This window comes from Pseudomonas sp. KT_2_4 (assembly GCF_041410225.1).
GTDB lineage: Bacteria > Pseudomonadota > Gammaproteobacteria > Pseudomonadales > Pseudomonadaceae > Aquipseudomonas > Aquipseudomonas paracarnis.
Map to the genome: position 1 here is coordinate 4,331,155 of NZ_CP166962.1, position 23,916 is coordinate 4,355,070.

Annotated in this window: 16 protein-coding genes; 12 read left to right on the forward strand and 4 right to left on the reverse strand. The window is 61.7% G+C overall.

The window, feature by feature from the left end:
• Positions 1-193: 193 nt before the first annotated feature.
• From tssI to AB9N64_RS19950, 4 genes are all read left to right on the forward strand, one after another.
• Positions 194-2,215, forward strand: a complete 2,022-nt coding sequence (gene tssI / locus AB9N64_RS19935) for a type VI secretion system tip protein TssI/VgrG (protein WP_371359633.1) — start codon at positions 194-196, stop codon at positions 2,213-2,215.
• Entirely contained in the window at positions 2,215-2,940 is a 726-nt protein-coding gene (locus AB9N64_RS19940; protein WP_371359634.1) for a DUF4123 domain-containing protein, read from the forward strand. Before tssI ends, AB9N64_RS19940 begins: the two co-directional genes overlap by 1 nt.
• Positions 2,941-3,037: 97 nt before the next feature.
• Entirely contained in the window at positions 3,038-3,874 is an 837-nt protein-coding gene (locus AB9N64_RS19945) for a 23S rRNA (adenine(2030)-N(6))-methyltransferase RlmJ (protein WP_014716619.1), read from the forward strand.
• A 322-nt stretch (positions 3,875-4,196) separates the two neighbouring features.
• Positions 4,197-5,138 carry a transposase gene (locus AB9N64_RS19950; protein WP_172832683.1) on the forward strand — a complete coding sequence of 314 codons (942 nt, stop codon included), beginning with the start codon at positions 4,197-4,199 and terminating at the stop codon, positions 5,136-5,138.
• Between the two features lie 50 nt (positions 5,139-5,188).
• Here AB9N64_RS19950 and msrA read toward each other — a convergent pair whose 3' ends face one another.
• The 4 genes from msrA to aceE all read right to left on the reverse strand — a co-directional run bounded on the left by msrA (position 5,189) and on the right by aceE (position 13,322).
• On the reverse strand, positions 5,189-5,836 hold the full coding sequence (gene msrA, locus AB9N64_RS19955; protein ID WP_014716620.1) for a peptide-methionine (S)-S-oxide reductase MsrA: 648 nt from the start codon (positions 5,834-5,836) through the stop codon (positions 5,189-5,191).
• Positions 5,837-5,908: 72 nt separating this feature from the next.
• Complete coding sequence (locus AB9N64_RS19960) at positions 5,909-8,602, reverse strand: bifunctional diguanylate cyclase/phosphodiesterase (protein ID WP_020301653.1); 2,694 nt, start codon at positions 8,600-8,602, stop codon at positions 5,909-5,911.
• A 416-nt stretch (positions 8,603-9,018) separates the two neighbouring features.
• Positions 9,019-10,665: a dihydrolipoyllysine-residue acetyltransferase gene (gene aceF / locus AB9N64_RS19965; protein ID WP_014716622.1), complete on the reverse strand. Its 1,647-nt coding sequence runs from the start codon at positions 10,663-10,665 to the stop codon at positions 9,019-9,021.
• A gap of 11 nt (positions 10,666-10,676) precedes the next feature.
• A complete protein-coding gene (gene aceE / locus AB9N64_RS19970) occupies positions 10,677-13,322 on the reverse strand; it encodes a pyruvate dehydrogenase (acetyl-transferring), homodimeric type (protein ID WP_014716623.1) in 2,646 nt (881 codons plus the stop codon).
• A gap of 383 nt (positions 13,323-13,705) precedes the next feature.
• On the opposite strand from aceE, the gene glnE reads away from it, so the two are divergent.
• The 8 genes from glnE (at position 13,706) to AB9N64_RS20010 (ending at position 23,825) form a co-directional block, all read left to right on the forward strand.
• On the forward strand, positions 13,706-16,645 hold the full coding sequence (gene glnE, locus AB9N64_RS19975; protein ID WP_371359635.1) for a bifunctional [glutamate--ammonia ligase]-adenylyl-L-tyrosine phosphorylase/[glutamate--ammonia-ligase] adenylyltransferase: 2,940 nt from the start codon (positions 13,706-13,708) through the stop codon (positions 16,643-16,645).
• Positions 16,646-16,866: 221 nt separating this feature from the next.
• Positions 16,867-17,901: a lipopolysaccharide heptosyltransferase II gene (gene waaF / locus AB9N64_RS19980; RefSeq protein ID WP_019818313.1), complete on the forward strand. Its 1,035-nt coding sequence runs from the start codon at positions 16,867-16,869 to the stop codon at positions 17,899-17,901.
• A gap of 1 nt (position 17,902) precedes the next feature.
• Positions 17,903-18,964, forward strand: a complete 1,062-nt coding sequence (gene waaC / locus AB9N64_RS19985) for a lipopolysaccharide heptosyltransferase I (RefSeq protein WP_102666012.1) — start codon at positions 17,903-17,905, stop codon at positions 18,962-18,964.
• Positions 18,964-20,088, forward strand: coding sequence for a glycosyltransferase family 4 protein (locus tag AB9N64_RS19990; protein ID WP_014716627.1), 1,125 nt, complete (start codon positions 18,964-18,966; stop codon positions 20,086-20,088). The genes waaC and AB9N64_RS19990 overlap by 1 nt, the downstream gene beginning before the upstream one ends.
• Positions 20,085-20,891, forward strand: coding sequence for a lipopolysaccharide core heptose(I) kinase RfaP (gene rfaP, locus AB9N64_RS19995; RefSeq protein ID WP_014716628.1), 807 nt, complete (start codon positions 20,085-20,087; stop codon positions 20,889-20,891). The genes AB9N64_RS19990 and rfaP overlap by 4 nt, the downstream gene beginning before the upstream one ends.
• The gene (locus tag AB9N64_RS20000; protein WP_003187993.1) at positions 20,891-21,625 is read left to right on the forward strand and encodes a lipopolysaccharide kinase InaA family protein; all 735 of its coding nucleotides are present in this window, start codon (positions 20,891-20,893) and stop codon (positions 21,623-21,625) included. The genes rfaP and AB9N64_RS20000 overlap by 1 nt, the downstream gene beginning before the upstream one ends.
• Entirely contained in the window at positions 21,622-22,374 is a 753-nt protein-coding gene (locus tag AB9N64_RS20005; protein WP_032904063.1) for a lipopolysaccharide kinase InaA family protein, read from the forward strand. The genes AB9N64_RS20000 and AB9N64_RS20005 overlap by 4 nt, the downstream gene beginning before the upstream one ends.
• Positions 22,374-23,825, forward strand: a complete 1,452-nt coding sequence (locus AB9N64_RS20010) for a lipopolysaccharide kinase InaA family protein (protein WP_014716630.1) — start codon at positions 22,374-22,376, stop codon at positions 23,823-23,825. The genes AB9N64_RS20005 and AB9N64_RS20010 overlap by 1 nt, the downstream gene beginning before the upstream one ends.
• The last annotated feature ends 91 nt before the right edge of the window (positions 23,826-23,916 follow it).

Consider the following 23,916-nt stretch of genomic DNA (forward strand, 5'->3'; position numbering starts at 1 on the left):
TGAGCGAACAAGAAAGGCCCACGTCCGAAGGACGCTGGGCCTTTTTTTGCTGGGCTGATTGGTGCAATAGCCGCCGATGCCCGTGGATTCCAGCGGTGCTCACGTAGGACCTTACTTATTTGCCGAGGCAGCGCTCGGCCAGGCGAACGGCTGGTGCAGAATCGGTCGCCCACCCTTCGCAGAGAAACACCGGATGTTCGCTCCTGCCAACCAACCTGCATTTACCCTGGCCCTGGATGGGGCGCCCAGTGACTTCAAGGTGTTCGCGTTCGACGGCACCGAGGCCATCAGCCAGCCTTACCGGTTTGAACTTGAGCTGGTCTGCGAGCAGCCGGATATCGATCTGGAGGGCTTGCTGCATCGCCAGGTGTACTTGGGCTTCGATGATCAGGGGCATGGCGTTCATGGCCTGGTGTATCGGGTAGCCCAGGGCGACTCGGGCCGGCGCTTGACGCGTTACCAACTCAGTCTTGCGCCGCATCTGGCGTACCTGGCGCACAGCAGCCATCAGCGTATTTTTCAGCATAAGACGGTGCCGCAGATTGTTGCTCAGGTGCTGGCCGGGCAGGGGATTCACAGTGATCGCTTTGAGTTCCGGTTGAGCGGTGATTACCCGGAGCGTGAATATTGCGTGCAGTTCGGCGAGAGCGACCTGGCGTTCATTCAGCGCCTGTGTGCCGAGCTGGGGATTCACTATCACTTCCAGCATTCCCCCGAAGGGCATCTGCTGGTGTTTGGCGATGACCAGACGGTGTTTGCCCAGATGGATCAGCCCACGCCTTACCGGCCAGGTTCGGGAATGGTGGCCGATACCCCTGGGATCAAGCGCTTCACCTTGCAATTGGCGACCCGGACCACGGCGTTGAACCTGCGCGATTACGACTTTCGCAAACCCCATGTCGAGCTGGAAAGCGCAGCCGTCGATGAGTCTTTGCCCAAGCTTGAAGCGCAGCACTACCCCGGCAATTTTTCCGACCGAGCCCATGGCCGATACCTCGCCCAGCGTGGCTTGGAACGGCACCGCAGCGACTACCGCAGTGCCCATGGCCAGGGCGATGAGCCGGCATTGGCCAGTGGCCGGTTTTTGCAGTTGCGCGAGCACCCCCGCGAGGACTGGAATGATTTGTGGCTGGTGACGCAGGTGCGCCATGAAGGCAAACAACCCCAGGTGCTGGAGGAGGCGGTTACCGAGGAAGAGGGTGGGGAGCTGCGCCAGGGGTATCGCAACACATTTGTCGCCGCGCCATGGGATGCGGTGTTTCGTCCGCCTTTGCCGGAGCCGCCGCGCCCGACGGTATCGGGGTATCAAAGCGCGGTGGTTACCGGCCCGGTTGACAGTGAGGTCCACTGTGACGAGTACGGCCGGGTCAAGGTGCAACTGGCCTGGGATCGTGTCGGTGAGCACAACGACCGTTCCAGTTGCTGGCTGCGGGTAGCCAGCGGCTGGGCCCATGACCGTTATGGCGTGGTGCTGATCCCCCGGGTCGGTATGGAGGTGCTGGTGGGGTTCGTCAATGGCGACATGGACATGCCGCTGGTGGTGGGGTGCCTGCCCAACGCCGCCACGCCAGTGCCCCTCGACCTGCCCGCAGACAAGACCCGCAGTCTCTGGCGTAGCCAGAGCAGCCCTGGCGGTGGTGGCTACAACGAACTGCGTATCGAGGACCGCAAGGGCGCTGAGGAAATCTACCTGCGCGCCCAGCGGGACTGGACCCAGCATGTGTTGCACGACCAGCAGGTACAGGTCGATAACCAGCGTCGCGTGCAGGTGGGCGGCGAGTCGCGCCATGAGCTGCGGGGCGAAGAGCAGCGCATCACCCACGGCAACCGTTTGACGCAGCTCAAGCAGGATGACCATCTGGTGGTTGGCGGTTCGCAGCACATGCGTGCCGGGCAGACCATTGCGTTGGGGGCCGGACAAAACATCATTATTGATGCGGGTGCCAGCGTGACGATCCAGGCGGGTGGGCAGTCGATCACGTTGTCAGCGGGCGGGATATTCAGCAGTGTGCCGATCCAGCTCGGCAGCGCGCCTGCTCCGACACCTGCACCGTTGATGCCTGGATTGAACGAGACTTTATTGACCGTGGTTCCCGCGCCGTTAAGCCGTGCACAAGTGTTCAGCCTCAAACGCAGCGCGCCGTTCTGCGAAGAATGCGAGCGCTGCAAGAACGGCCAGTGTGACATCGGCGCCCATGCACGGAGTGCGTCCTGATGCCCGCGCCCTTGACGCCCAATGCCTGGCTGGCGCACTACCCGTTGCAGCCAGATGAACAGCTGTACGCCGTGCTGGGCAATGCCAGCGACGCCAAGCCGCTCGCCACCTGGCAAGGCACGGCTGCGGGGAAGATGCCGCGACCGATCTGGGTGGGCACGGCCTACGCTGACTGGGAGGAGGTCATGCCCTACGTTGGCGTCGTTGAGCCGAGCAGTGCTTTTCTCGATTGGATAGCCACCACCCAAGCGGCGGATTGGGGCTGGCTGGCGGTCTCATCCAGCCCGCTGGAGGTGGTGATCGCGCATTTGAAGGGGTTGACCCAGGTGTACTTGCCGGAAAGCCAGCCGGTGTTTTTGCGCTTCTGGGACGGCGCGCACCTTTTGCCGATGTTGCAGTCATTAGGCGACGAGGCGGCGCGCGTGTTGCCGGTGTTCCAGCGCTACCTGGTCAACGGCCAACCGCTGTCGGTGGCGCCCAAATCAGTCACTGCGGCCCCAACCAGTCCGTGGTGGCAGGTACCGGCATCGTTGCTGATGCATATGGCCCAGCAGTCACCGCAGGTGCTGGTCGACAACCTGTTGCAATGGCTCCAGGAACAGCGCCCTGACCTCTACACCGCGTTTACGCCAGCGACCTTGCAGCACAAGGTCGCCTACTTCGTACGCAGGCCGCAAGTCAGCCATGGCGCATTGGCTGATTACCTTGCCTCGCAACTCAGTTGAGCCCCTGGCAATAGCGTGACATCCGTGCCGCCTGCCGTGCGGCCCTGCACCTTTGCGTCGGTAGGAGGTAAACTTCGCCCCCTGCGCAGGAGCAACCATGAATTATCGTCACGCCTTTCACGCCGGCAACCACGCCGATGTCTTCAAACACCTGACCTTGACCCGCCTCATCGCCCTGATGTCGCGCAAGGAACAGCCGTTCGCCTACCTCGACACTCACGCAGGCATTGGCTTGTACGACTTGCAGGGCGACCAGGCCAACCGCACCGGTGAGTACCTGGAAGGCATCGCCCGCCTGTGGGGCGCAAGCGACCTGCCTCCGCTCACCGCCGACTACATGCGCGTGCTGCACGAGATGAACCCGGATGGCCAGTTGCGCTACTACCCGGGCTCGCCGGAACTGGCGCGCCGCCTCACGCGGCCCCAGGACCGTGTGCTGCTCAATGAGAAGCACCCGGAAGATGGCGTGCTGCTCAAGGACAACATGAAGGGTGATCGCCGCGTCAAAGTGCATCTGGGCGAGGGCTGGCATGTGCCACGGGCCTTGCTGCCGGTGCCGGAAAAGCGCGGGCTGATGCTGATCGACCCGCCGTTTGAAAAACTCGACGAAATGCAGCGTTGCGCGGCGTCCCTCAAGGAAGCCGTCAGCCGTATGCGCCAGACGGTCGCGGCGATCTGGTACCCGGTGAAAGACCAGCGCATGTTGCGCCGTTTCTACCAGGACCTGGCCGGTACCGGTGCGCCGAAGCTGCTGCGTGTGGAGTTGCTGGTGCATCCGCTGGACACGCCCAACACCCTCACCGGCTCGGGCCTGGCGATTGCCAACCCGCCGTGGGGCCTGGAAGAGGAATTGCGTGAGTTGCTGCCATGGTTGTCCAAGCAACTGGGCCAGACCCAGGGTGGCTGGCAGATGGATTGGCTCATCGCCGAATAACCGATCTCAATCCAAACGCAGGACCCAATGTGGGAGCGGGCTTGCTCGCGAAAGCGGAGTGTCAGTCACTGAATTTGCTGACTGATATACCGCTTTCGCGAGCAAGCCCGCTTGTATGCTAGGACTTGAAGGGAGGAGAAGGGACAAAGCCCGATTCTGACTGTTGACGCAGTACAGACCGTGGGAGATTTCGCCCCTCCTCCTTTCACCCAAGCGCCGATAAAGAATGCATCTGGCTATGACCGACGATAGGAACAAGCCTGCGCCTCTGGGTGAGCCCTTCAAGTGCTCAAAACCTTAGCCCGGAGGAAGCCCCATGGCAATGCCAGTTTCTGTCTCAAAGCCAATCGTAGGCGTCGATGTCGCTAAGAATGAACTGGTGATTTATCACGCTGAAGTCGATCTGTTAGAAACAATCCCAAACACCAAAGCCGCTATCAAAAAATGGCTGAAGGCCTTGTCCTGCAAAGTGGCCATCGCAATTGAAGCCACCAATATCTACCACTTGGAGTTTGCTGATCTAGCTCATGAAGCTGGTTGCGTGGTTTACATGGTTGGAGGTTATGAGCTCAAGCATTACCGCGAAAGCGTGAAGATCCGGGCCAAGACCGATGCTTTGGATGCCAAGCTGCTCGTCCGCTATTTGAGAAAGGAGGCAGACGAACTGCGTCCCTGGACACCTCCATCACCGCTGTATCGCCATCTTCTAAGCCTGTTTCGTCGGCGCGCAGCCTTGGTTCAGGCGCGCGTCAGCCTGACGCAAAGCTGGGCGAACGAGCCGCTTCTTAAGGCCTCGTTTGCCGAGCAGGTGAAGTCGATGCAGAGACTGGAAGGGTTAATCGAAAAAATGATCAGTGACTGCCTGAAAGAAGCAGGTTTACTGGGTCAGTTGAAGCGTTGCTTGAAAGTCGAAGGTATCGGTTTTTTGACTGGCGCGCGTTTGATTGCCACCTTCCAACGGGGAGAGTTCAGGAATTCGGACGCGTTTATCGCCTTTCTTGGTATGGATTTGCGCGTCAACAAGTCAGGACAGAAGGATGGTCGTCGTAGTTTAAGTAAGCGCGGCGACTCAGAAGCTCGGCGCCTGCTGCATAACGCAGCGATGGCGGCTAGCCGAACAGAGACATGGAAAGCGTTTTATCAAGCACAGAGGGCGCGAGGCTATAGCACCACACAGGCGCTGGTAATACTGGCCCGCAAGCTTGCTAGGGTGGTGTTCGCTCTGCTGAAAGGGCAAAGCGAATATCAGCCAAAAGTTGGTTGAGGGTTGCCCCTCAACCATAGAATCTCCCACATTTTGGTTTGTGTAGCTTCCTAGATCGGGCAGGTCACGCCAGTGCCGCCGATCCCACAGTAACCCTGGGGATTCTTCGCCAGGTACTGCTGGTGATACGCCTCGGCGAAGTACACCGTCGGGGCCTCTTCGATTTCCGTGGTGATTTCACCCAGGCCGGCCTTGCTCAGCTCTTGCTGATAAGCCTCGGCACTGGCTTTGGCCGCCGCCAATTGCTCCGGCGTGGTGGCGTAGATCACCGAGCGGTACTGGCTGCCGATGTCGTTGCCCTGGCGCATGCCCTGGGTCGGGTTGTGCAGTTCCCAGAACATCTTCAGCAGGTCTTCGTATTTCACCTTGGCCTGGTCATACACCACCAGCACCACTTCGCTGTGGCCGGTCAGGCCCGAGCAGACTTCTTCGTAAGTCGGGTTAGGCGTGAAGCCGCCGGCGTAGCCGACCACGGTGCTGACCACGCCGTCGCGCTGCCAGAACTTGCGTTCTGCGCCCCAGAAGCAGCCCAGGCCGAAGATCGCAAAGCCGACGTCATCCAGGAACGGGCCCAGCAGTGGGTTGCCGTTGACGAAGTGCGTTTCCGGTAACTTCATCGGGGTTTCACGACCAGGCAACGCTTGTTCTTGAGTAGGCAGCACGTTTTTGTTCACCAGAATTTCCGAGCGCAAGACCATGATCAGTCCTCTCGTCAGGTTGAGTAACAGTAAATTGTCAGACAGCCAGTGTGCCCGAGTGTTACAGCGCTGTCAGGCGATTGGCCCGCGCGGGTAGCGTTTAAGCCTCTGCATCAGCTCGGCACCCGGGATCGGGCGGTCGAACAGGTAGCCCTGGCCCACGTCGCAACGGTGCCGGCGCAGGAACGCCAACTGCTCAGCGGTTTCGATGCCTTCGGCCACGACCTTGAGTTTGAGGTTGTGGGCCATGGCGATCACCGCCGAGGTGATTTCCATGTCGTCCTGGTTGTCCGGGATTTCATGGATAAAGCTGCGATCAATCTTAATGATGTCGATGGGGAATTTTTTCAAGTAGCTCAGCGACGAGTAACCGGTACCGAAGTCGTCCATCGCCAGGGTCAGGCCAAAGCTCTTGAGCTGGTCCAGTTGCAGGCGCGTATCTTCGGTGGCTTCCAGCAGCAAGCCTTCGGTCAGTTCCAGTTCCAGCAGGTTGGCCGGCAGCTGTTCCTCCTTGAGGATGGTGGCAATCGAGGCCACCAGGTCCGGGTCGGAGAATTGCTTGGGCGACAGGTTGATGGCCACCTGCAAGTTGCCCAGGCCTGCGGCCGTCAATTGGCGGCTCATGCGGCAGGCCTGGCGCGCGATCCATTTACCGATGGGGATGATCAGCCCGGTTTCTTCAGCCACGCTGATGAACTGGTCGGGGCGGATCATGCCTTTTTCCGGGTGGTTCCAGCGCAACAGTGCTTCCATGCCCAGCAGGCGACCGCTGCGCAGGCATAGCTTGGGCTGGTAGAACACGTCCAGCTCGTTCTGGGTCAGGGCACGGCGCAGATTGTTTTCCACGAACAGCTTGTAGCTGGCCTCGGCATTCAGGGCTTCGGTGAACACCTGCACCTGGTGTTTACCGTTGGCCTTGGCCTTGTGCAGGGCCAGGCCGGCGTTGCGCATCAAGGTCTGTGGGTCGCGACCATGCAGCGGCGCACAGGCCAGGCCCACGGAGCCGGTGACGCTGATCAATTGGTTGTCGACGAACATCGGCTTGTCGAGGGTGGTCAGCAACTGGCTGGCCACCTGCTGGCCGGTCTCAAGGTCGGCGTCGTCCAACAGCACCGCGAATTCGTTGCTGGCAAAACGCGCCAGGCTGCCGCCGCTGCTCAAGCTGTTGCGCAGGCGGCGCGCCAGGCTGATCAGCAACTTGTCGCCGGTCTGGTGGCCGAGGCTGTCGTTGATGCGCTTGAAGTTGTCGATGTCCACCAACAGCAGGCTGATCGGGCTGTCGCTGTCGCGGGCAAAGCGCTCGTCGAGGTTGCGAATGAACGCGGGGCGATTGCCCAGGTTGGTCAGGTTGTCGGTGTAGGCCAGGCGTTCGATGCGCTGCTGCGCCAGCTTGGTCTGGGTGATGTCTTCGTAGATGCCGATGTAGTGGGTCAACTCGCGGTTGTCGCCATACACTTTGGAAATCGACAGCTGGCCCCAGTAGGGTTCCAGGTTCTTGCGGCGGCTCTTGAACTCGCCTTGCCAGCTGTTGCTTTTGGCCAGGGCCGAGGGCGCGTCGAACAGCAATTCGCTGAGGTTCTCCAGGGCTGGCAGTTGGGCCAGGCGATGGCCGTGGACTTCTTCGGCGCTGTACTGGGTGATCGCGGTGAAGCTGGGGTTGACGTACTCCACCACGCCGTCGCAATTGACCAGCAGGAACGCGTTGGCGCTTTGCTCTACCGCGCGCTGGAACAGGTGCAAGGCGCTGGTGGCAGTGCGGCGGTTGTGGTTGTTGATGACCTGGGCGAACTGGTCTGCCAACTCGCCGGCGAACGCGATTTCATCGGACTGCCAGGCGCGCGGGCTGCCACCTTGTTCCAGGCACAGCACGCCGACCACCTGGCCGTCGACACGGATGCTGGCGTCGAGCATCGCGTGGATGTCCTTGGCGCGCAGGCTTTCAGCCATTTCCCGGGTGCGTGGGTCGCGCATGGCGTGGGTGGCGTCGATGGCGCGGCTGGAGTGCAGGGCTTCCAGGTAATCCGGGAAGCCGCTGGCATCGATGGCTTCAGGCAGGTGGTGTTGTTGATCGGCGCGGTGATAGGCGGAGATCGGTACCAAGTGATGGCCTTCGAGGTTCCAGATGCTGGCGCAGTCGATCTGGTAAATGTCGCAGGCGCTGCGCGTGATCAGTTCAGCGGCTTCTTGCAGGGAGTTTGGCGTGGTGTAGCGTTGGCGCGCCAGCAGCAGGATCAGTTCCTGCTGGGCGCGCACTCGCTCCAGATGCTGCAACTGTTCCTGCTGTGCTCGCTGATTGAGCTCCAGGGCAATTTGCAGGCGGCTGTTCTGGTTTTCCAGGTCGACCGTCGGGGCGGGTGCGCTGTTCTCGCTGAACAGCCCCTCGACCACCATCAGGTAGCCGCGCACCAGGTGGCGGTTGTGTTGTTTGTAGGCCTCGCCCATTTCCAGCACGCTCAGCGGGCCGTCATGGGTGTGCAGGGTATAGCGCACCAGATAATGGGGGCTGTGGGCCAGTTGTTGCTGGATCGCATCGTGCAACTGGTAGCGCGCCTGGGGTTCCATCAGGCTGGCGTAGGGCGTGCCGATCAAGGCGCAGAGTTCAACCGCCGGCAGGCCGAACTGGCGTTCGCAATTGGGATCGAGGTAGAGCAGGGCCCAGCTTGCCTCATTAAGCCGCTCGAAACGCAGCATACCGAGGCGCGAAGGCACCGGTAATTGCGTCACTACCTCGGCCGCCATACGGGCGACATCGGGTTGGCTTTTCATGGGGAAACTCGCTTGGGAAAATGCGCACTGCGCTGGGCTCACGCCCTCTTGACTGTCGACTGCGGCAAGGTTGCATCATGCAGGACGCAGTGACAAGAGAGGATGAAGGCTAAGTGCTATAAGCCTGTTATCGGCCGCGCGAGGGATTTCTGTAATTGGGGTGATCGGTGGTGCGTTGACGCAGGTAGGGTGCTTGCGTGTGGCGAGCAAGCTTGCTTGCGCTGGGCTGCGCAGCGGCCCCAAAATCTTGGGAGCGCTTCGCACTCCAGCGGGAGCAAGCTCCCTCGCCACAGCAAGCTCGCTCCTACAAAATACAGGCAAAAAAAGCCCCGCCAAGTGGCGGGGTTGAGGTACGAGCGTGGCGCTCGGAAATCGGTGTGGCAAGGACCTTCCCGGTAACAGGAAGGCCCTGCGACTTACAGCAGGATGGTGCGGATGTCGTTCAGCAACTGGCTCAGGCGCTGGGTGAAGCGCGCAGCCGCGGCGCCGTTGATCACGCGGTGATCGTAGGACAGCGACAGTGGCAGCATCAGCTTGGGTTGGAACGCTTTACCGTCCCACACAGGCTGGATGGTGGCCTTGGACACACCCAGGATCGCCACTTCCGGCGCGTTGACGATTGGCGTGAAGCCAGTACCGCCAATGTGGCCGAGGCTGGAGATGGTGAAGCAGGCGCCCTGCATGTCGTCCGGGGTGAGCTTCTTGTCGCGGGCCTTGGCAGCCAGTGCAGCCGCTTCGCCAGCGAGCTGCAGCAGGCTCTTCTGGTCGACGTTCTTGATGACCGGTACCAGCAGGCCATCCGGGGTGTCGACCGCAAAGCCGATGTGCACGTACTTCTTGCGAATGATCGCCTTGCCGCTTGGCGCCAGCGAGCTGTTGAAGTCCGGCAGTTCCTTGAGCAGGTGTGCACAGGCCTTGAGCAGCAGTGGCAGTACGGTCAGCTTCACGCCGGCCTTCTCGGCCACGGCTTTCTGCGCAACGCGGAACGCTTCCAGGTCGGTGATATCGGCCTGGTCGAATTGGGTCACGTGCGGGATGTTCAACCAGCTGGCATGCAGGCCTGCCGCGCCGATTTGCATCAGGCGGGTCATCGGCACTTCTTCGGTTTCGCCGAAGCGGCTGAAGTCCACGGTACGGATCGGCGGAATGCCCGAACCACCGGTAGCGCCGCCGGCAGCCGGAGCTTCCTTGGCTTTTTGCATCATGGTTTTGACGTAAACCTGCACGTCTTCCTTCAGCACACGGCCGTGCGGGCCGCTGGCTGCAACAGCGCTCAGCTCGACGCCGAATTCACGGGCCAACTGACGCACGGCTGGGCCGGCGTGAACCTTGGCACCGCTTGGCGCAGGTGCAGCCGCCGCAGGGGCGGGCGCAGCTTCGGCTTTTGCGGCCGGCGCAGGGGCAGCAGCGGCAGGTGCCGCTTCAGCCTTGGCCGCCGGAGCAGCAGCCGGTGCTGGTGCGGCGGCTGGCGCAGCACCTTGTACTTTGAGCTTGAGGATGAAGTCACCGGTGCCGACTTCGTCTTCCAGCTTGACCGCGATGCTTTCCACTACGCCGGCAGCCGGCGACGGGATCTCCATGGAGGCCTTGTCGGACTCCAGGGTGATCAGCGACTGGTCGGCTTCGACGGTGTCGCCGACCTTGACCAGCAGCTCGATGATCTTGGCCTTGCCCGACGAGCCGATGTCCGGGACGTGAATGTCCTGGACGGTCGCGGCGGCAGGTGCGGCGGCCGGGGCTGGAGCAGCCTCGGCAGCGGCAGGCTTTTCAGCAGCAGGTGCAGGTGCAGCGGCGGCCGGAGCCGCGGCCGCAGGGGCTGCATCAGCAGCGCCTTCGATTTCCAGTTCCAGCAGTTCGTCGCCTTCTTTCAGGCGGTCGCCCAGCTTCACTTTCAGGCTCTTGACCACGCCGGCCTTGGGAGCAGGGATTTCCATGCTCGCTTTGTCCGACTCCAGGGTCAGGATGCTCTGGTCGGCTTCGACGGTGTCGCCGACCTTCACAAACAGCTCGATTACTTCACCTTCACCGCTGCCGATGTCAGGTACGCGAATGAGTTCGCTCACAAAAAATCTCCTCAGCAGTCCAGTGGGTTGCGTTTTTCCGGGTTGATCCCGAACTTGACGATAGCGTCAGCCACCACCTTAGGTTCGATCTCACCACGGTCAGCCAAGGCTTCCAGGGCTGCCAACACCACGAAGTGACGGTCGACTTCGAAGAAGTGACGCAGCTTCTTGCGGCTGTCACTGCGGCCGAAACCATCGGTGCCCAGGACTTTGAATTCCTTGGACGGGACCCACTGGCGAATTTGTTCAGCAAACAGCTTCATGTAGTCGGTAGAGGCAATGACTGGACCCTTACGGCCGGCCAGGCACTCTTCGACGTAACTCTTGGCTGGCTTCTGGCCAGGGTGCAGACGGTTGCTGCGCTCCACGGCCAGGCCGTCGCGGCGCAGCTCGTTGAAGCTGGTGACGCTCCATACGTCGGCACCGACGTTGAACTCGTCGCGCAGGATCTTCGCCGCTTCACGCACTTCACGCAGGATGGTGCCGGAGCCCATCAGCTGTACGTGGTGTGCTGCTTCCTTGGTGTCTTCTTCGAGCAGGTACATGCCCTTGATGATGCCTTCTTCCACACCGGCCGGCATGGCTGGCTGCTGGTAGGACTCGTTCATCACGGTGATGTAGTAGAAAACGTCCTGCTGCTCTTCGGTCATCTTCTTCATGCCGTCCTGGATGATCACCGCCAGCTCATAGCCGTAGGTTGGATCAAAGGTGCGGCAGTTCGGGATGGTGGCAGCCAGGATGTGGCTGTGACCGTCTTCGTGTTGCAGGCCTTCGCCGTTCAGCGTGGTGCGGCCGGCGGTACCGCCGATCAGGAAGCCACGGGTACGGCTGTCGCCTGCTGCCCAGGCCAGGTCGCCGATACGCTGGAAGCCGAACATCGAGTAGAAGATGTAGAACGGCAGCATTGGCTGGTTGTGGCTGGAGTACGAAGTACCGGCAGCGATGAAGGAGCTCATGGCGCCCGCTTCGTTGATGCCTTCTTCGAGGATCTGGCCCTTCTTGTCTTCCTTGTAGAACATCACCTGGTCTTTATCGACTGGCTCGTAGAGCTGGCCGACGGAGGAGTAGATGCCCAACTGACGGAACATGCCTTCCATACCGAAGGTACGGGCTTCGTCCGGGATGATCGGGACGATGCGCGGGCCGATGTCCTTGTCCTTGACCAATTGCGCGAGGATACGCACGAAGGCCATGGTGGTGGAGATTTCACGGTCGCCCGAGCCGTCAAGGATAGCCTTGAGGGTGCTCAGGTCTGGCGTCGGCACGCTGAAGCTGTTGGCGCGGCGCTGTGGCACGAAACCGCCCAGTGCAGTGCGGCGCTCGCTCAGGTAGCGGGCTTCGGCGCTGTTTGGCTCTGGCTTGAAGAACGGCAGGTTCTCCAGCTCTTCGTCCTTGACCGGGATGTCGAAGCGGTCGCGGAACAACTTCAGGCTGTCGACATCGACTTTCTTGGTGTTGTGCGCGGTGTTCTTCGCTTCGCCGGCACCGGTGCCATAACCCTTGATGGTCTTGGCGAGGATGACGGTGGGTTGTTCTTTGTGGTTGACCGCTTCGTGGTACGCCGCGTAGACCTTGTACGGGTCGTGGCCGCCACGGTTGAGCTTCCAGATTTCGTCGTCGGACAGGTCGGCAACCATCGCCTTGAGTTCAGGCGTGTTGAAGAAGTGCTCACGGACGAACGCGCCGTCTTTGGCTTTGTAGTTCTGGTACTCGCCGTCGATGACTTCGTCCATGCGACGCTGCAGGATACCGTCGACGTCCTTGGCCAGCAGTGGGTCCCAGAAGCGGCCCCAGATGACTTTGGTCACGTTCCACTGAGCACCGCGGAACACGCCTTCGAGTTCCTGGATGATCTTGCCATTGCCGCGAACCGGGCCGTCGAGGCGCTGCAGGTTGCAGTTGATGACGAAGATCAGGTTGTCGAGCTTCTCGCGGCCGGCCAGGGAAATGGCACCCAGGGATTCCGGCTCGTCGCACTCGCCGTCGCCGAGGAAGCACCAGACTTTCTGCTTGCCTTCGGGGATGAAACCACGGGCTTCCAGGTACTTCATGAAGCGTGCCTGGTAGATCGCCTGGATTGGGCCCAGACCCATGGAAACGGTCGGGAACTGCCAGAAATCAGGCATCAGCCAAGGGTGCGGGTAGGACGACAGGCCCTGACCGTCGACTTCCTGGCGGAAGTTGTTCATTTGTTCTTCGCTGATGCGACCTTCCATGAACGCACGGGCGTAGACGCCTGGCGAGGTGTGGCCCTGGAAGTAGATCAGGTCGCCGCCGTGTTCGTCGGTCGGGGCCTGGAAGAAGTAGTTGAAGCCGATGTCATACAGGGTTGCGCTGGAAGCGAAGCTGGAGATGTGACCGCCCAGGTCCGAATCTTTCAAGTTCGTGCGCATTACCATCGCCATGGCGTTCCAACGTACCAGCGAGCGAATGCGGCGTTCCATGAACAGGTCGCCAGGCATGCGTGCTTCGTGGGTAACGGGGATGGTGTTGCGGTATGGCGTAGTGATGGCGTAAGGCAGTTGCGAGCCGCTGCGGGTCGCGAGTTCGCCCATACGGGTCATCAGGTAGTGAGCACGGTCTTCGCCTTCTTTGTCGAGAACCGATTCCAGGGCGTCCAGCCATTCCTGGGTTTCGACGGGATCGAGGTCTTGCATGGCTTGCTCCAGGGCGGAAAGGCTACCAGAATCGGTTGCCTGAAGTTTGCGACTGGCCTTGTGGGCAGACGACATAAATTCTTGGATGGCCGAAGGTTGCTTCGGCGTCCTGTAGTTTTACTACAAATCGTCGGCCATTTCAGCCTTTCGAATGTATATACGAGTAGTAAAACTACACAAGACTGAGCGTATGGCTCGGTCTTGCTGGTGAGCATAATCGTTATTGTTGGTCTATTGCGAACAAGAAAAGGTGAAACTTTGATGTTGCCTGCCAAGATTAATTTAATTTCAGCTATTTCTAACCTTTGTTCGACAGTCCTTCACCGAGCATGGCTCTTGCCTTCACAACTACACGCCATTTACACGCCGATCAAGGATAGACCATGAGCCTTCCAACGCTGGCCGAACTGCCGGCCATTCTGTTGCCTTACGCCGGCCGGGCCGAGCAGTCATTTCGTGACGCAGTGGCCGCGCTGGACGACGATCATGGCCTTTCTGCGTGGACGCCGCAACGGTGGGCCGACTTCGCTCGCGTGTGCGCCGCCAGTGATTTCGTCATTGAACAGAGTGTTCGTGACCCTTTGATGTTGCTTGAACTGGCGGCCTGGGGCGAGCTGGACCGCGGCTTTGCGCCCGGCGAGCTGTGCAGCCAGATAGCCGGTGCCGTGCAACAGGCCGAAACAGAAGATGAACTGGGCCGTGCGCTACGCCGCCAACGCACGCGCCAGCAGGTGCGCATCATCTGGCGCGACCTCACACGCCAGGCTGACCTGGTGCAAACCTGTCGCGATCTGTCCGACATGGCCGACGCCTGCATCGACCAGGCCTATCAATGGCTGTACCAGCGCCACTGCGCCCAGTTCGGCACGCCGACCGGCGCACGCAGTGGCGAGGCGCAGCACATGGTCATCCTCGGCATGGGCAAGCTCGGTGCGGTGGAGCTGAACCTGTCGTCGGATATCGACCTGATCTTCGCCTACCCCGAAGGCGGCGAGACGGTGGGCGTGAAGCGCGCCCTGGATAATCAGGAGTTCTTTATTCGCCTGGGTCAAAAACTGATCAAGGCCCTGGACCCGATGACCGTCGACGGTTTTGTCTTCCGCGTCGACATGCGCCTGCGTCCCTACGGTTCGGCCGGCGCCCTGGTGCTCAGCTTCAACGCGCTGGAGCAGTACTACCAGGACCAGGGCCGGGACTGGGAGCGCTACGCCATGATCAAGGCGCGGGTGGTGGCCGGCGACCAGGCGGCTGGCGCGCAACTGCTCGACATGCTGCGCCCGTTTGTCTATCGCCGTTATCTGGACTTCTCGGCCATCGAAGCGCTGCGCACCATGAAGCAACTGATCCAGCAGGAAGTGCGGCGCAAGGGCATGGCCGACAATATCAAGCTGGGCGCGGGCGGCATTCGTGAGGTGGAATTTATCGCCCAGGCATTCCAGCTGATCCATGGCGGCCGCGACCTCAGCCTGCAGCAACGCCCGCTGTTGAACGTGCTGGGCACGCTGGAAGGCCAGGGTTATTTGCCCGCGGCGGTGATCAGCGAGCTGCGCAGCGGTTACGAGTTCCTGCGCTACACCGAACATGCGATCCAGGCGATTGCCGACCGCCAGACGCAAATGCTGCCGGACAGCCCCGAAGACCAGGCACGCATTGCCTTTATGCTGGGCTTTAGTGACTGGGCCGCGTTCCATGAGCGCCTGATGTACTGGCGTGGCCGTGTGGACTGGCACTTTCGCCAAGTGATTGCCGACCCTGATGAAGAAGAGGGCGAAGAAAGCGAATTGGTGGTCGGCGGTGAATGGTTGCCACTGTGGGAGGAATCCCAGGATGACGATGCCGCGTGCCGCCAACTGAGTGAAGGCGGTTTCACCGATGCTCCCAAGGCCCTCAAGGCCTTGGCCAGCCTGCGCGCCAGCCCGCAGTTGCGCGCCATGCAGCGCCTGGGGCGTGAGCGCCTGGATGCGTTCATCCCACGCCTGCTGGCCCAGGCCGTTGAACATGCCAACCCAGACCTGGTGCTGGAGCGCGTGTTGCCGCTGGTGGAAGCCGTGGCCCGGCGTTCGGCCTACCTGGTGTTGCTGACCGAGAACCCCGACGCCCTGCGTCGCCTGCTGACATTGTGCGCAGCCAGCCCGTGGATCGCCGAACAGATCACCCGTTTCCCGCTGTTGCTCGATGAATTGCTCAACGAAGGCCGCTTGTTCAAGCCGCCGCTGGCGCCGGAACTGGCCGCTGAGTTGCGCGAGCGCCTCACGCGCATTCCCGAAGATGACCTTGAGCAGCAGATGGAAGCCTTGCGCCATTTCAAACTGGCGCACCGCCTGCGGGTGGCCGCTTCCGAAATCGCTGGCAGCCTGCCGTTGATGAAGGTCAGCGACTACCTCACCTGGCTGGCCGAAGCCATTCTTGAACAAGTGCTGGCCCTGGCCTGGCGCCAGACCGTCGCCCGCCACGGCTCGCCGCAGCGCCTGGACGGCACCCTGTGCGATCCTGGGTTCATCATTGTCGGTTATGGGAAAGTCGGCGGCATCGAACTGGGGCATGGTTCGGACCTGGACCTGGTGTTTATCCATGACGGCGACCCCCAGGCCGAGACGGACGGTGCCAAGCCGATCGATGGCGCACAATTCTTTACACGCCTGGGCCAGCGCATCATTCACCTGCTGACCACCCAGACCAACTCTGGCCAGCTGTATGAAGTGGACATGCGCCTGCGACCTTCCGGCGCATCCGGCTTGTTGGTGAGTTCCCTGGGGGCGTTTGATCGCTATCAACAAAATGAAGCCTGGACCTGGGAACATCAGGCCCTGATCCGTGCGCGGGTACTGGTGGGCAGCCAGGATGTGGGCCGGGCGTTCGAGCAGGTACGGGCTAACGTGTTGGGGCGTGAGCGGGACTTGGAGAAGCTGCGCCAGGAGGTCAGCGAGATGCGTGCCAAGATGCGTGACAACCTGGGCACCAAGGCCACGACTGCCGGCAGGGGCGCCAATGCCTTCGAGGCCACGGCGCTGTTCGACCTCAAGCAGGACGCCGGAGGTATCGTCGATATTGAATTTATGGTGCAATACGCGGCTTTGGCGTGGTCTGCGCAACATCCATCGTTGCTGCGCTACACCGACAATATCCGCATTTTGGAGGGCCTGGAGCAGGTCGGGCTGATGCCCGCCGCCGATGCCCATTTGCTGCGTGAAGTGTACAAGGCTTATCGCTCAGCCGCGCACCGCCAGGCTTTGCAGAACGAGGCCGGTACGGTAGCCGGGGACCAGTTCGCCGACGAGCGGCGACAGGTGATGCGAATCTGGCAGGCGCTGGGCTTAAATTGAAACTCGACTGATTGGCGACGCCAATTTTTATATGGGATGCGGATTAATGTGGGAGCCGGGCTTGCCCGCGATGCAGGCGCCTCGGTTCATCAGGGATACCGAGGTGATGCGATCGCAGGCAAGCCAGCTCCCACATAAAGATGCTCCCTGGCGCACCGCGATCTACAGTTATTATCGAGGCGGGGAGGCATAGGCCTCCCCGCATCGTTTGTGGAAACTACATGAATATTCTGATCGTTGGGCCCAGTTGGGTCGGTGACATGGTGATGGCACAGACACTGTTTCAGTGCCTGCGCCTGCGCTATCCAGACTGCCAGATCGACGTGCTCGCCCCTGAGTGGAGCCGGCCGATCCTCGAGCGCATGCCAGAGGTGCGTAAGGCCTTGAGCTTCCCGCTCGGCCACGGCGCCCTTGAGTTGGCGACCCGCCGACGTATCGGCAAGTCCATGGCGGGCCAGTACGACCAGGCGATCCTGCTGCCTAACTCGCTGAAGTCGGCGCTGGTGCCGTACTTTGCCGGTATCCCCAAGCGCACCGGCTGGCGCGGCGAGTTTCGCTATGTGCTGCTCAACGACGTGCGCACCCTGGATAAAGCCCGTTACCCGTTGATGATCGAACGCTTTATGGCTTTGGCCTACGAGCCGGGCACTGAACTGCCCAAGCCGTACCCGCGCCCCAGCTTGCAGATCGACCCGGTGACCCGCGACGCGGCGCTGGCCAAGTTCGGCCTGACCCTGGATCGGCCCGTATTGGCCTTGTGCCCGGGCGCCGAATTTGGCGAGTCCAAGCGTTGGCCGTCGGAGCATTACGCCAAAGTCGCCGAAACCAAGATCCGCGAAGGCTGGCAGGTGTGGTTGTTCGGCTCCAAGAACGATCATTCGGTGGGTGAAGACATTCGTCAGCGCTTGATCCCCGGCCTGCGTGAAGAGGCGGTGAACCTCAGTGGCGACACGTCCCTGGCCGAGGCCATCGACCTGTTGTCGTGCGCCGACTCGGTGGTGTCCAACGACTCCGGCCTGATGCATGTGGCGGCGGCGCTGAATCGTCCGCTGGTGGCCGTGTACGGCTCCACATCCCCAGGCTTCACTCCGCCGTTAGCCGACAAGGTCGAAGTGGTGCGCCTGGGCCTGGATTGCAGCCCGTGCTTTGACCGTACTTGCCGCTTCGGCCACTACAACTGCCTGCGCCAGTTGCTGCCCCAGCCGGTAACCGATGCCCTGCAGCGTTTGCAGGGCGACGTGGTCGAGGTTCATTGAGTTGCGGGTTCTGGTAATCAAGACCTCATCCCTGGGCGACGTGATCCATGCCTTGCCGGCCCTCACCGACGCAGCGCGGGCGATTCCCGGCATTCGGTTCGACTGGGTGGTGGAAGAAGGCTTTGCCGAAATCCCCACCTGGCACCCGGCGGTCGACAAGGTGATTCCGGTGGCGATTCGCCGCTGGCGCAAGAACCTCTGGCAAACCATCAAGAGCGGTGAATGGCGGCGCTTCAAGCAGGCGGTGCAGTCGACTAAATACGACCTGGTGATCGACGCCCAGGGCTTGCTCAAAAGCGCCTGGCTGACGCGCTATGTGCGGGCGCCCATCGCTGGCTTCGACAAAGACTCTGCGCGTGAACCCCTGGCTGCGCGCTTTTATTCCCGGCGCCTGGCCGTGGCCCGTGGGCAGCATGCGGTGGAGCGCTTGCGCCAGCTGTTTGCCGTGGCCCTGGGCTACGACCTGCCCCAACGCCTGGGCGACTACGGCCTGAGCGTTGAAAAGCTGCTCGGCCTGCCGCCGAAAAAACCGTTCGTATTGCTGTTGCATGGCACCACTTGGGACACCAAGCACTGGCCCGAAGCCTATTGGCGCGAGCTGGCCGAACGCATGGGCCGCCTGGGCGTGGACGTAAAGCTGCCGTGGGGCAACGCCGCCGAAAAGGCGCGGGCCGAACGCCTGGCCCTCGGCCTGCCCAACACCGAAGTGTTGCCCAAGCTCAACCTGGCGGGCGTTGCCCGTGTCTTGGCGAGCGCCCGTGCCTGCGTGGCCGTCGACACCGGCCTTGGCCACTTGGCGGCGGCATTGGACGTGCCGACCATTTCCCTGTTTGGCCCCACCAACCCAGGCCTTACCGGTGCCTACGGCAAAGGCCAGATTCACTTGGCCAGCGACTGGCCGTGCGCGCCTTGCCTGCAAAAACAGTGCACTTATCAACCCACTGCCGACGACCTGCGGCGGTTCGACATCGCCCGCGAGTCGCCCCTGTGCTTCACGCGCTTGAACCCTGAGCGTGTTGCAAGCCGGCTGAGCACGTTGTTACTGGCCGAGGAGCAGCACTGATGCAACTGGCTTTTGTTCTGTACAAGTACTTCCCTTTCGGTGGCCTGCAGCGCGACTTCATGCGCATCGCCCTGGAATGCCAGCAGCGCGGCCACAGCATTCGGGTGTACACCCTGATCTGGGAAGGTGATATCCCGCCAGGCTTTGAAGTGCTGGTGGCGCCGGTCAAGGCCTTGGTCAACCACCGTCGCAACGAAAAGCTCTACGCCTGGATCCAGGCCGACCTGGCCAAGCGCCCAGTGGACCGCGTGGTGGGCTTCAACAAGATGCCGGGGCTGGACCTGTACTTTGCCGCCGACGGTGTGTTCGAGGACAAGGCCCAGACCCTGCGCAACCCGATGTATCGCTGGTTCGGGCGCTACAAGCACTTTGCCGAATACGAGCGCGCCGTGTTCGATAAAAACGCCAAGACGCAGATCATGGTGTTGTCTGAGCACCAGCAGCAGCTGTTTACCCAGTATTACGGCACCCAGGCCGAGCGTTTTCACCTGTTGCCACCGGGTATTGCCCGCGACCGCCGCGCCCCGCCGAACGCCGCCGAAATCCGCGCCGAGTTCCGCGCTGAATTTGGCTTGGCCGAGGATGATCTGCTGTTGGTGCAGATCGGTTCGGGGTTCAAGACCAAGGGCGTCGACCGCAGCCTCAAGGCGCTGGCCGCTCTGCCTTCGCGGCTGAAGAAACGCACCCGGCTATTTGTAATCGGCCAGGACGACCCCAAAGTATTCCAATTGCAGAGCGCGGCGCTGGGCCTGGGCGACCAGGTGCAGTTCTTCAAGGGCCGCAATGATATTCCGCGTTTCCTGCTGGGGGCGGACCTGTTGATTCACCCTGCGTACAACGAGGCGGCCGGCATGGTGCTGGTCGAAGCGGTGGTCGCCGGCCTCCCTGTACTGGTGAGCCAGGTGTGCGGCTATGCGTTCTACATCGACAAGGCCCAGAGCGGCCGGGTGTTGGACGAGCCGTTCGAGCAAACCCAGCTCAACCAGTATTTGGTCGATATGCTCGACGACCCACAAGCGCGTGCGACCTGGAGTCGCAATGGTCTGGCCTTCGCCGAGACGGCCGACCTCTTTAGCATGCCGCAGTACGCTGCGGACCTGATTCTGGCGGAGCCAAACCGATGAAGTTGATTCTAGCCGAACCCTTCAAGACCCTCTGGGCCGGACGCGATGCGTTCGCCGAGGTCGAGAAGCTGGAAGGCCAGGTGTTCCGCGAGCTGGCCGCTCGCCGTACGTTGCGTACGGTGGTCGAGGGCCAGCCTTATTTTGTGAAGATCCACCGTGGGATCGGCTGGGGCGAAATCCTCAAGAACCTGGTCACCGCCAAATTACCGGTGTTGGGCGCGGGCCAGGAGTGGGTGGCGATCCAGCGCTTGCAGGCGCTTGGCGTACCGACCATGACCGCCGTGGCGTTCGGTGAAAAAGGCAGCAACCCGGCCGACCAGCATTCGTTCATCATCACCCAGGAACTGACCCCCATCATCAGCCTGGAAGACCTGACCCTGGACTGGGTCAAGCAACCGCCCGTGCCGGCCATCAAGCATGCCTTGACCCTTGAGCTGGCGCGTACCGTGGGCGCGATGCACCGCGGCGGCGTCAACCACCGTGACTGCTACCTGTGCCATTTCCTGCTGCACACCGACCGGCCTATCAGCGTCGACAACCTCAAGCTGTCGGTGATCGACCTGCACCGTGCCCAGGTACGTGCGACGATCCCCGTGCGTTGGCGCAACAAAGACCTGGCCGGCCTGTATTACTCCGCGTTGGAGATCGGCTTGACCCAGCGCGACAAGCTGCGTTTTCTCAAGGCCTACTTCCAGCAGCCGCTGCGCCAGATCCTGGCAGAGCAAACCGCGCTGTTGTCTGCGCTGGAACGCATGGCAGCAAAGCTGTATGCGCGTAAACAGCGATATGGGGATGCGATCTGATGGCGGGTTGGAATCTGGAACCTGCCTACGCCGCCCTGGCGGATGACTTTGGAAGCCTGGACGCGGTGTTCGCCCTGCAAGGCGAGCGGCTGACCCGCGACCCGTTGTCGGAAGTGATCCGGGTGGAGCGTGGCGGGGTCAATTATTACGTCAAGCGCTACGTAGGTGCCGGCAAGGGCCTGCGTCGTTACTTGGGCAGGCCGCGGGTGAAGTCCGAATGGCAGAACCTCAAGCGCTTCGCCAAGTGGGGCATCCCTACCGCCGACGTGGTGGCCTGGGGCCTGGACCGTAAGGGCCTGGCCTATAACCGTGGCGCCATGATCACCCGCGAACTGCCCAAGACCGAAGATCTGTCGGTGCTGGCCGAGCGTCACGATGAGCGCCTCAAAGACCCCCGGTGGGTCGATGGCATCAGCCGCCAGCTCGCCGAATACACGCGCACCATGCACGATCACCGCTTCACCCATAACGACTTGAAGTGGCGCAATCTGCTGGTGGACGACCAACGCACCCTGTACCTGATCGACTGCCCCAACGGTGATTTCTGGCGCGGTTTCTGGCTCAAGTACCGCATCACCAAAGACCTGGCCTGCCTGGACAAAGTCGCCAAGTATCACTTGTCGGCCACCCAGCGCCTGCGCTTCTACCTGCAATATCGTCAGCGCGCGCACCTGACCGCGTCGGACAAACAGCGAATTCGCCATGTGGTGAAGTTTTTCGAGGGACGCGAATGAGTGACTTCCTGGCGGCCGAAGACCGCGCTCTGCTTGAGCGCAACGGCCTGGCGACCTTCGACGCGCTGTGGGCCAAGCAACTGGATGCAGTGGACGAGCCGAACACCAGCGGCGACGGTTGGAGCAGTGTGTATCGCCTGGAGCTTGAGGGGCAGGGTTACTACCTCAAGCGCCAGAGCAACTACCTCACGCGCACCTTGCACCGCCCGTTCGGCGAGCCGAGTTTTGCCCGCGAGTTTCGCAACATCAGCCTGTATCGAAAGCTCGGTATACCGGCCCTGCAAGCGGCGTTCTTCGGTGAACGCAAGGTCAAGGGCGAGCGCCGGGCGATGCTGCTCACCCGTGCGCTGGATGGCTGGAATGACCTGGACTCGTTGCTGGAGCAGTGGTCGCAATTGAGCGCAGCCCAGCACAGTGCGATCCTGTTGGCGTGCGGCAAGCTGGCGCGTCATCTGCACAGCGTCGGGCAAGTGCATGGCTGTTTTTACCCCAAGCATATTTTCCTGCAGCCTGCCGGTGAGGGTTATGCCGCGCAGTTGATCGACCTGGAGAAAACCCGCCCGCTGCTGTTTGGCTGGCGTGACCGGGTCAAGGACCTGGAACCGCTGCTGCGCCGCGCGCCGCAATGGTCGGACGCGCAGGTGCGCCAATTGCTGGCGGCGTACCTTGAGCAGCCCGAGGACAGTGCCCTGGTGTCCACTTGGCACCAGCGCCTGACCGCGCGCCGCAGCCATAAGGAGAACCGCTGATGCGTTTATCCGAGCTGAAAACGGCTGGGCGTACCCCCGGCCTGCCACTGACCCTCGACCTGGCGGATGCCGCCGGCCCTGGGCAATTGCAATTGCTGAGCCTTTTACGGGTGTTGCCGGGGCAGCGCTATGTGGGCGCCGCCGTGTGGCGGGGTCGCCCGGTGTTGGCCAAGTTGTTGGTGGGCAACAAGGCGGCGCGGCATTTTCAGCGTGAGCTTACGGGGGTGCGCCTGTTGGCTGAGCAGGGCCTGACCACGCCGTTGCTGCTGGCCGATGGCTTGCAGGACGGCGAGGGCGGTTGGCTGCTGTTTGAATTTATCGAGGGGGCCCAAAGCCTGTCCGACGCTTGGCTCGCCGTCGAAAACCTGCCGCCGTTGGCGGACGAACAAACCGCTGTGCTCGCCGAAGCGCTGGGCGCGATTGCCCAGATGCATGCCAAGGGCCTGTGGCAAGAAGACCTGCACCTGGACAACCTGCTGCGCAAGGATGGCAAGCTGTATTTGATCGATGGCGCCGGTATTCGTGTCGAAGAGGCGGGCAAGCCGTTGTCGCGCAATCGAGTGCTGGAGAACCTCGGTGTGTTCTTCGCCCAACTGCCCAAGAACCTCGAGCCCTTTACCGAAGAGTTGCTGGTGTATTACTTGCTGGCCAACGGCGAACACGCCTTGCCAATGCAAGCCTTGGAAAAGCAGGTGCGTAAAGTCAGCGCCTGGCGTTTGAGAGACTACCTGGACAAGACCGGCCGCGAATGCACGCTGTTCAGCGTGGTGCGCGGCGCTTTTGGCTTGCGTGCGATCCGCCGCGAAGAAGAAGCCGCCATGGTGCCGGTGCTGGAGCAGGCCGATGCGTTGCTCGACCAGGGTCACCTGTACAAGACCGGTGGCGCGGCGAGCGTGGCCAAGGTCGACGTGGCTGGCCGGCCGCTGGTTATCAAACGCTACAACATCAAGGGCTTTGCCCATTGGCTCAAGCGCTTCTGGCGCCCGAGCCGCGCCTGGCACTCCTGGCGCGAAGGCAACCGCCTGGCCTTCCTGGGCTTCGCCACGCCCAAGCCGCTGGCGGTGCTGGAGAAACGGTTCCTGTGGTTGCGCAGCCGTGCCTACCTGGTCACCGAATACCTGCCTGGGCCAGACATCATCGAGCGCTTTGCGCCGTATGTTGAAAGCGGCGATGCGCCCGAGAGCGAATTGCAGGCGCTGGACCAGTTGTTTGCCGAGCTGATCCGCGAGCGCATCAGCCATGGGGATTTCAAGGGCCATAACCTGTTCTGGAGCGACGGGCGCTGGGCGATGATTGACCTGGATGCGATGTGCCAGCACGGTTCGCTGTCCAGCTTCGCCCCTGCGTATGCCAAAGACCGTGCGCGATTTATGCGTAACTGGCCGCAGGGCAGTGCGCTGTACCAGGTGATTGACCAGCGCTTGCCCAAAGAGGCGGGTGTCGGCAGTTAAATCTATCGCGGGCAAGCCCGCTCCCACACTTGATCTGTGAACGCGGTCAAAATGTGGGAGCGGGCTTGCCCGCGATGGCGCCCGTCCAGGC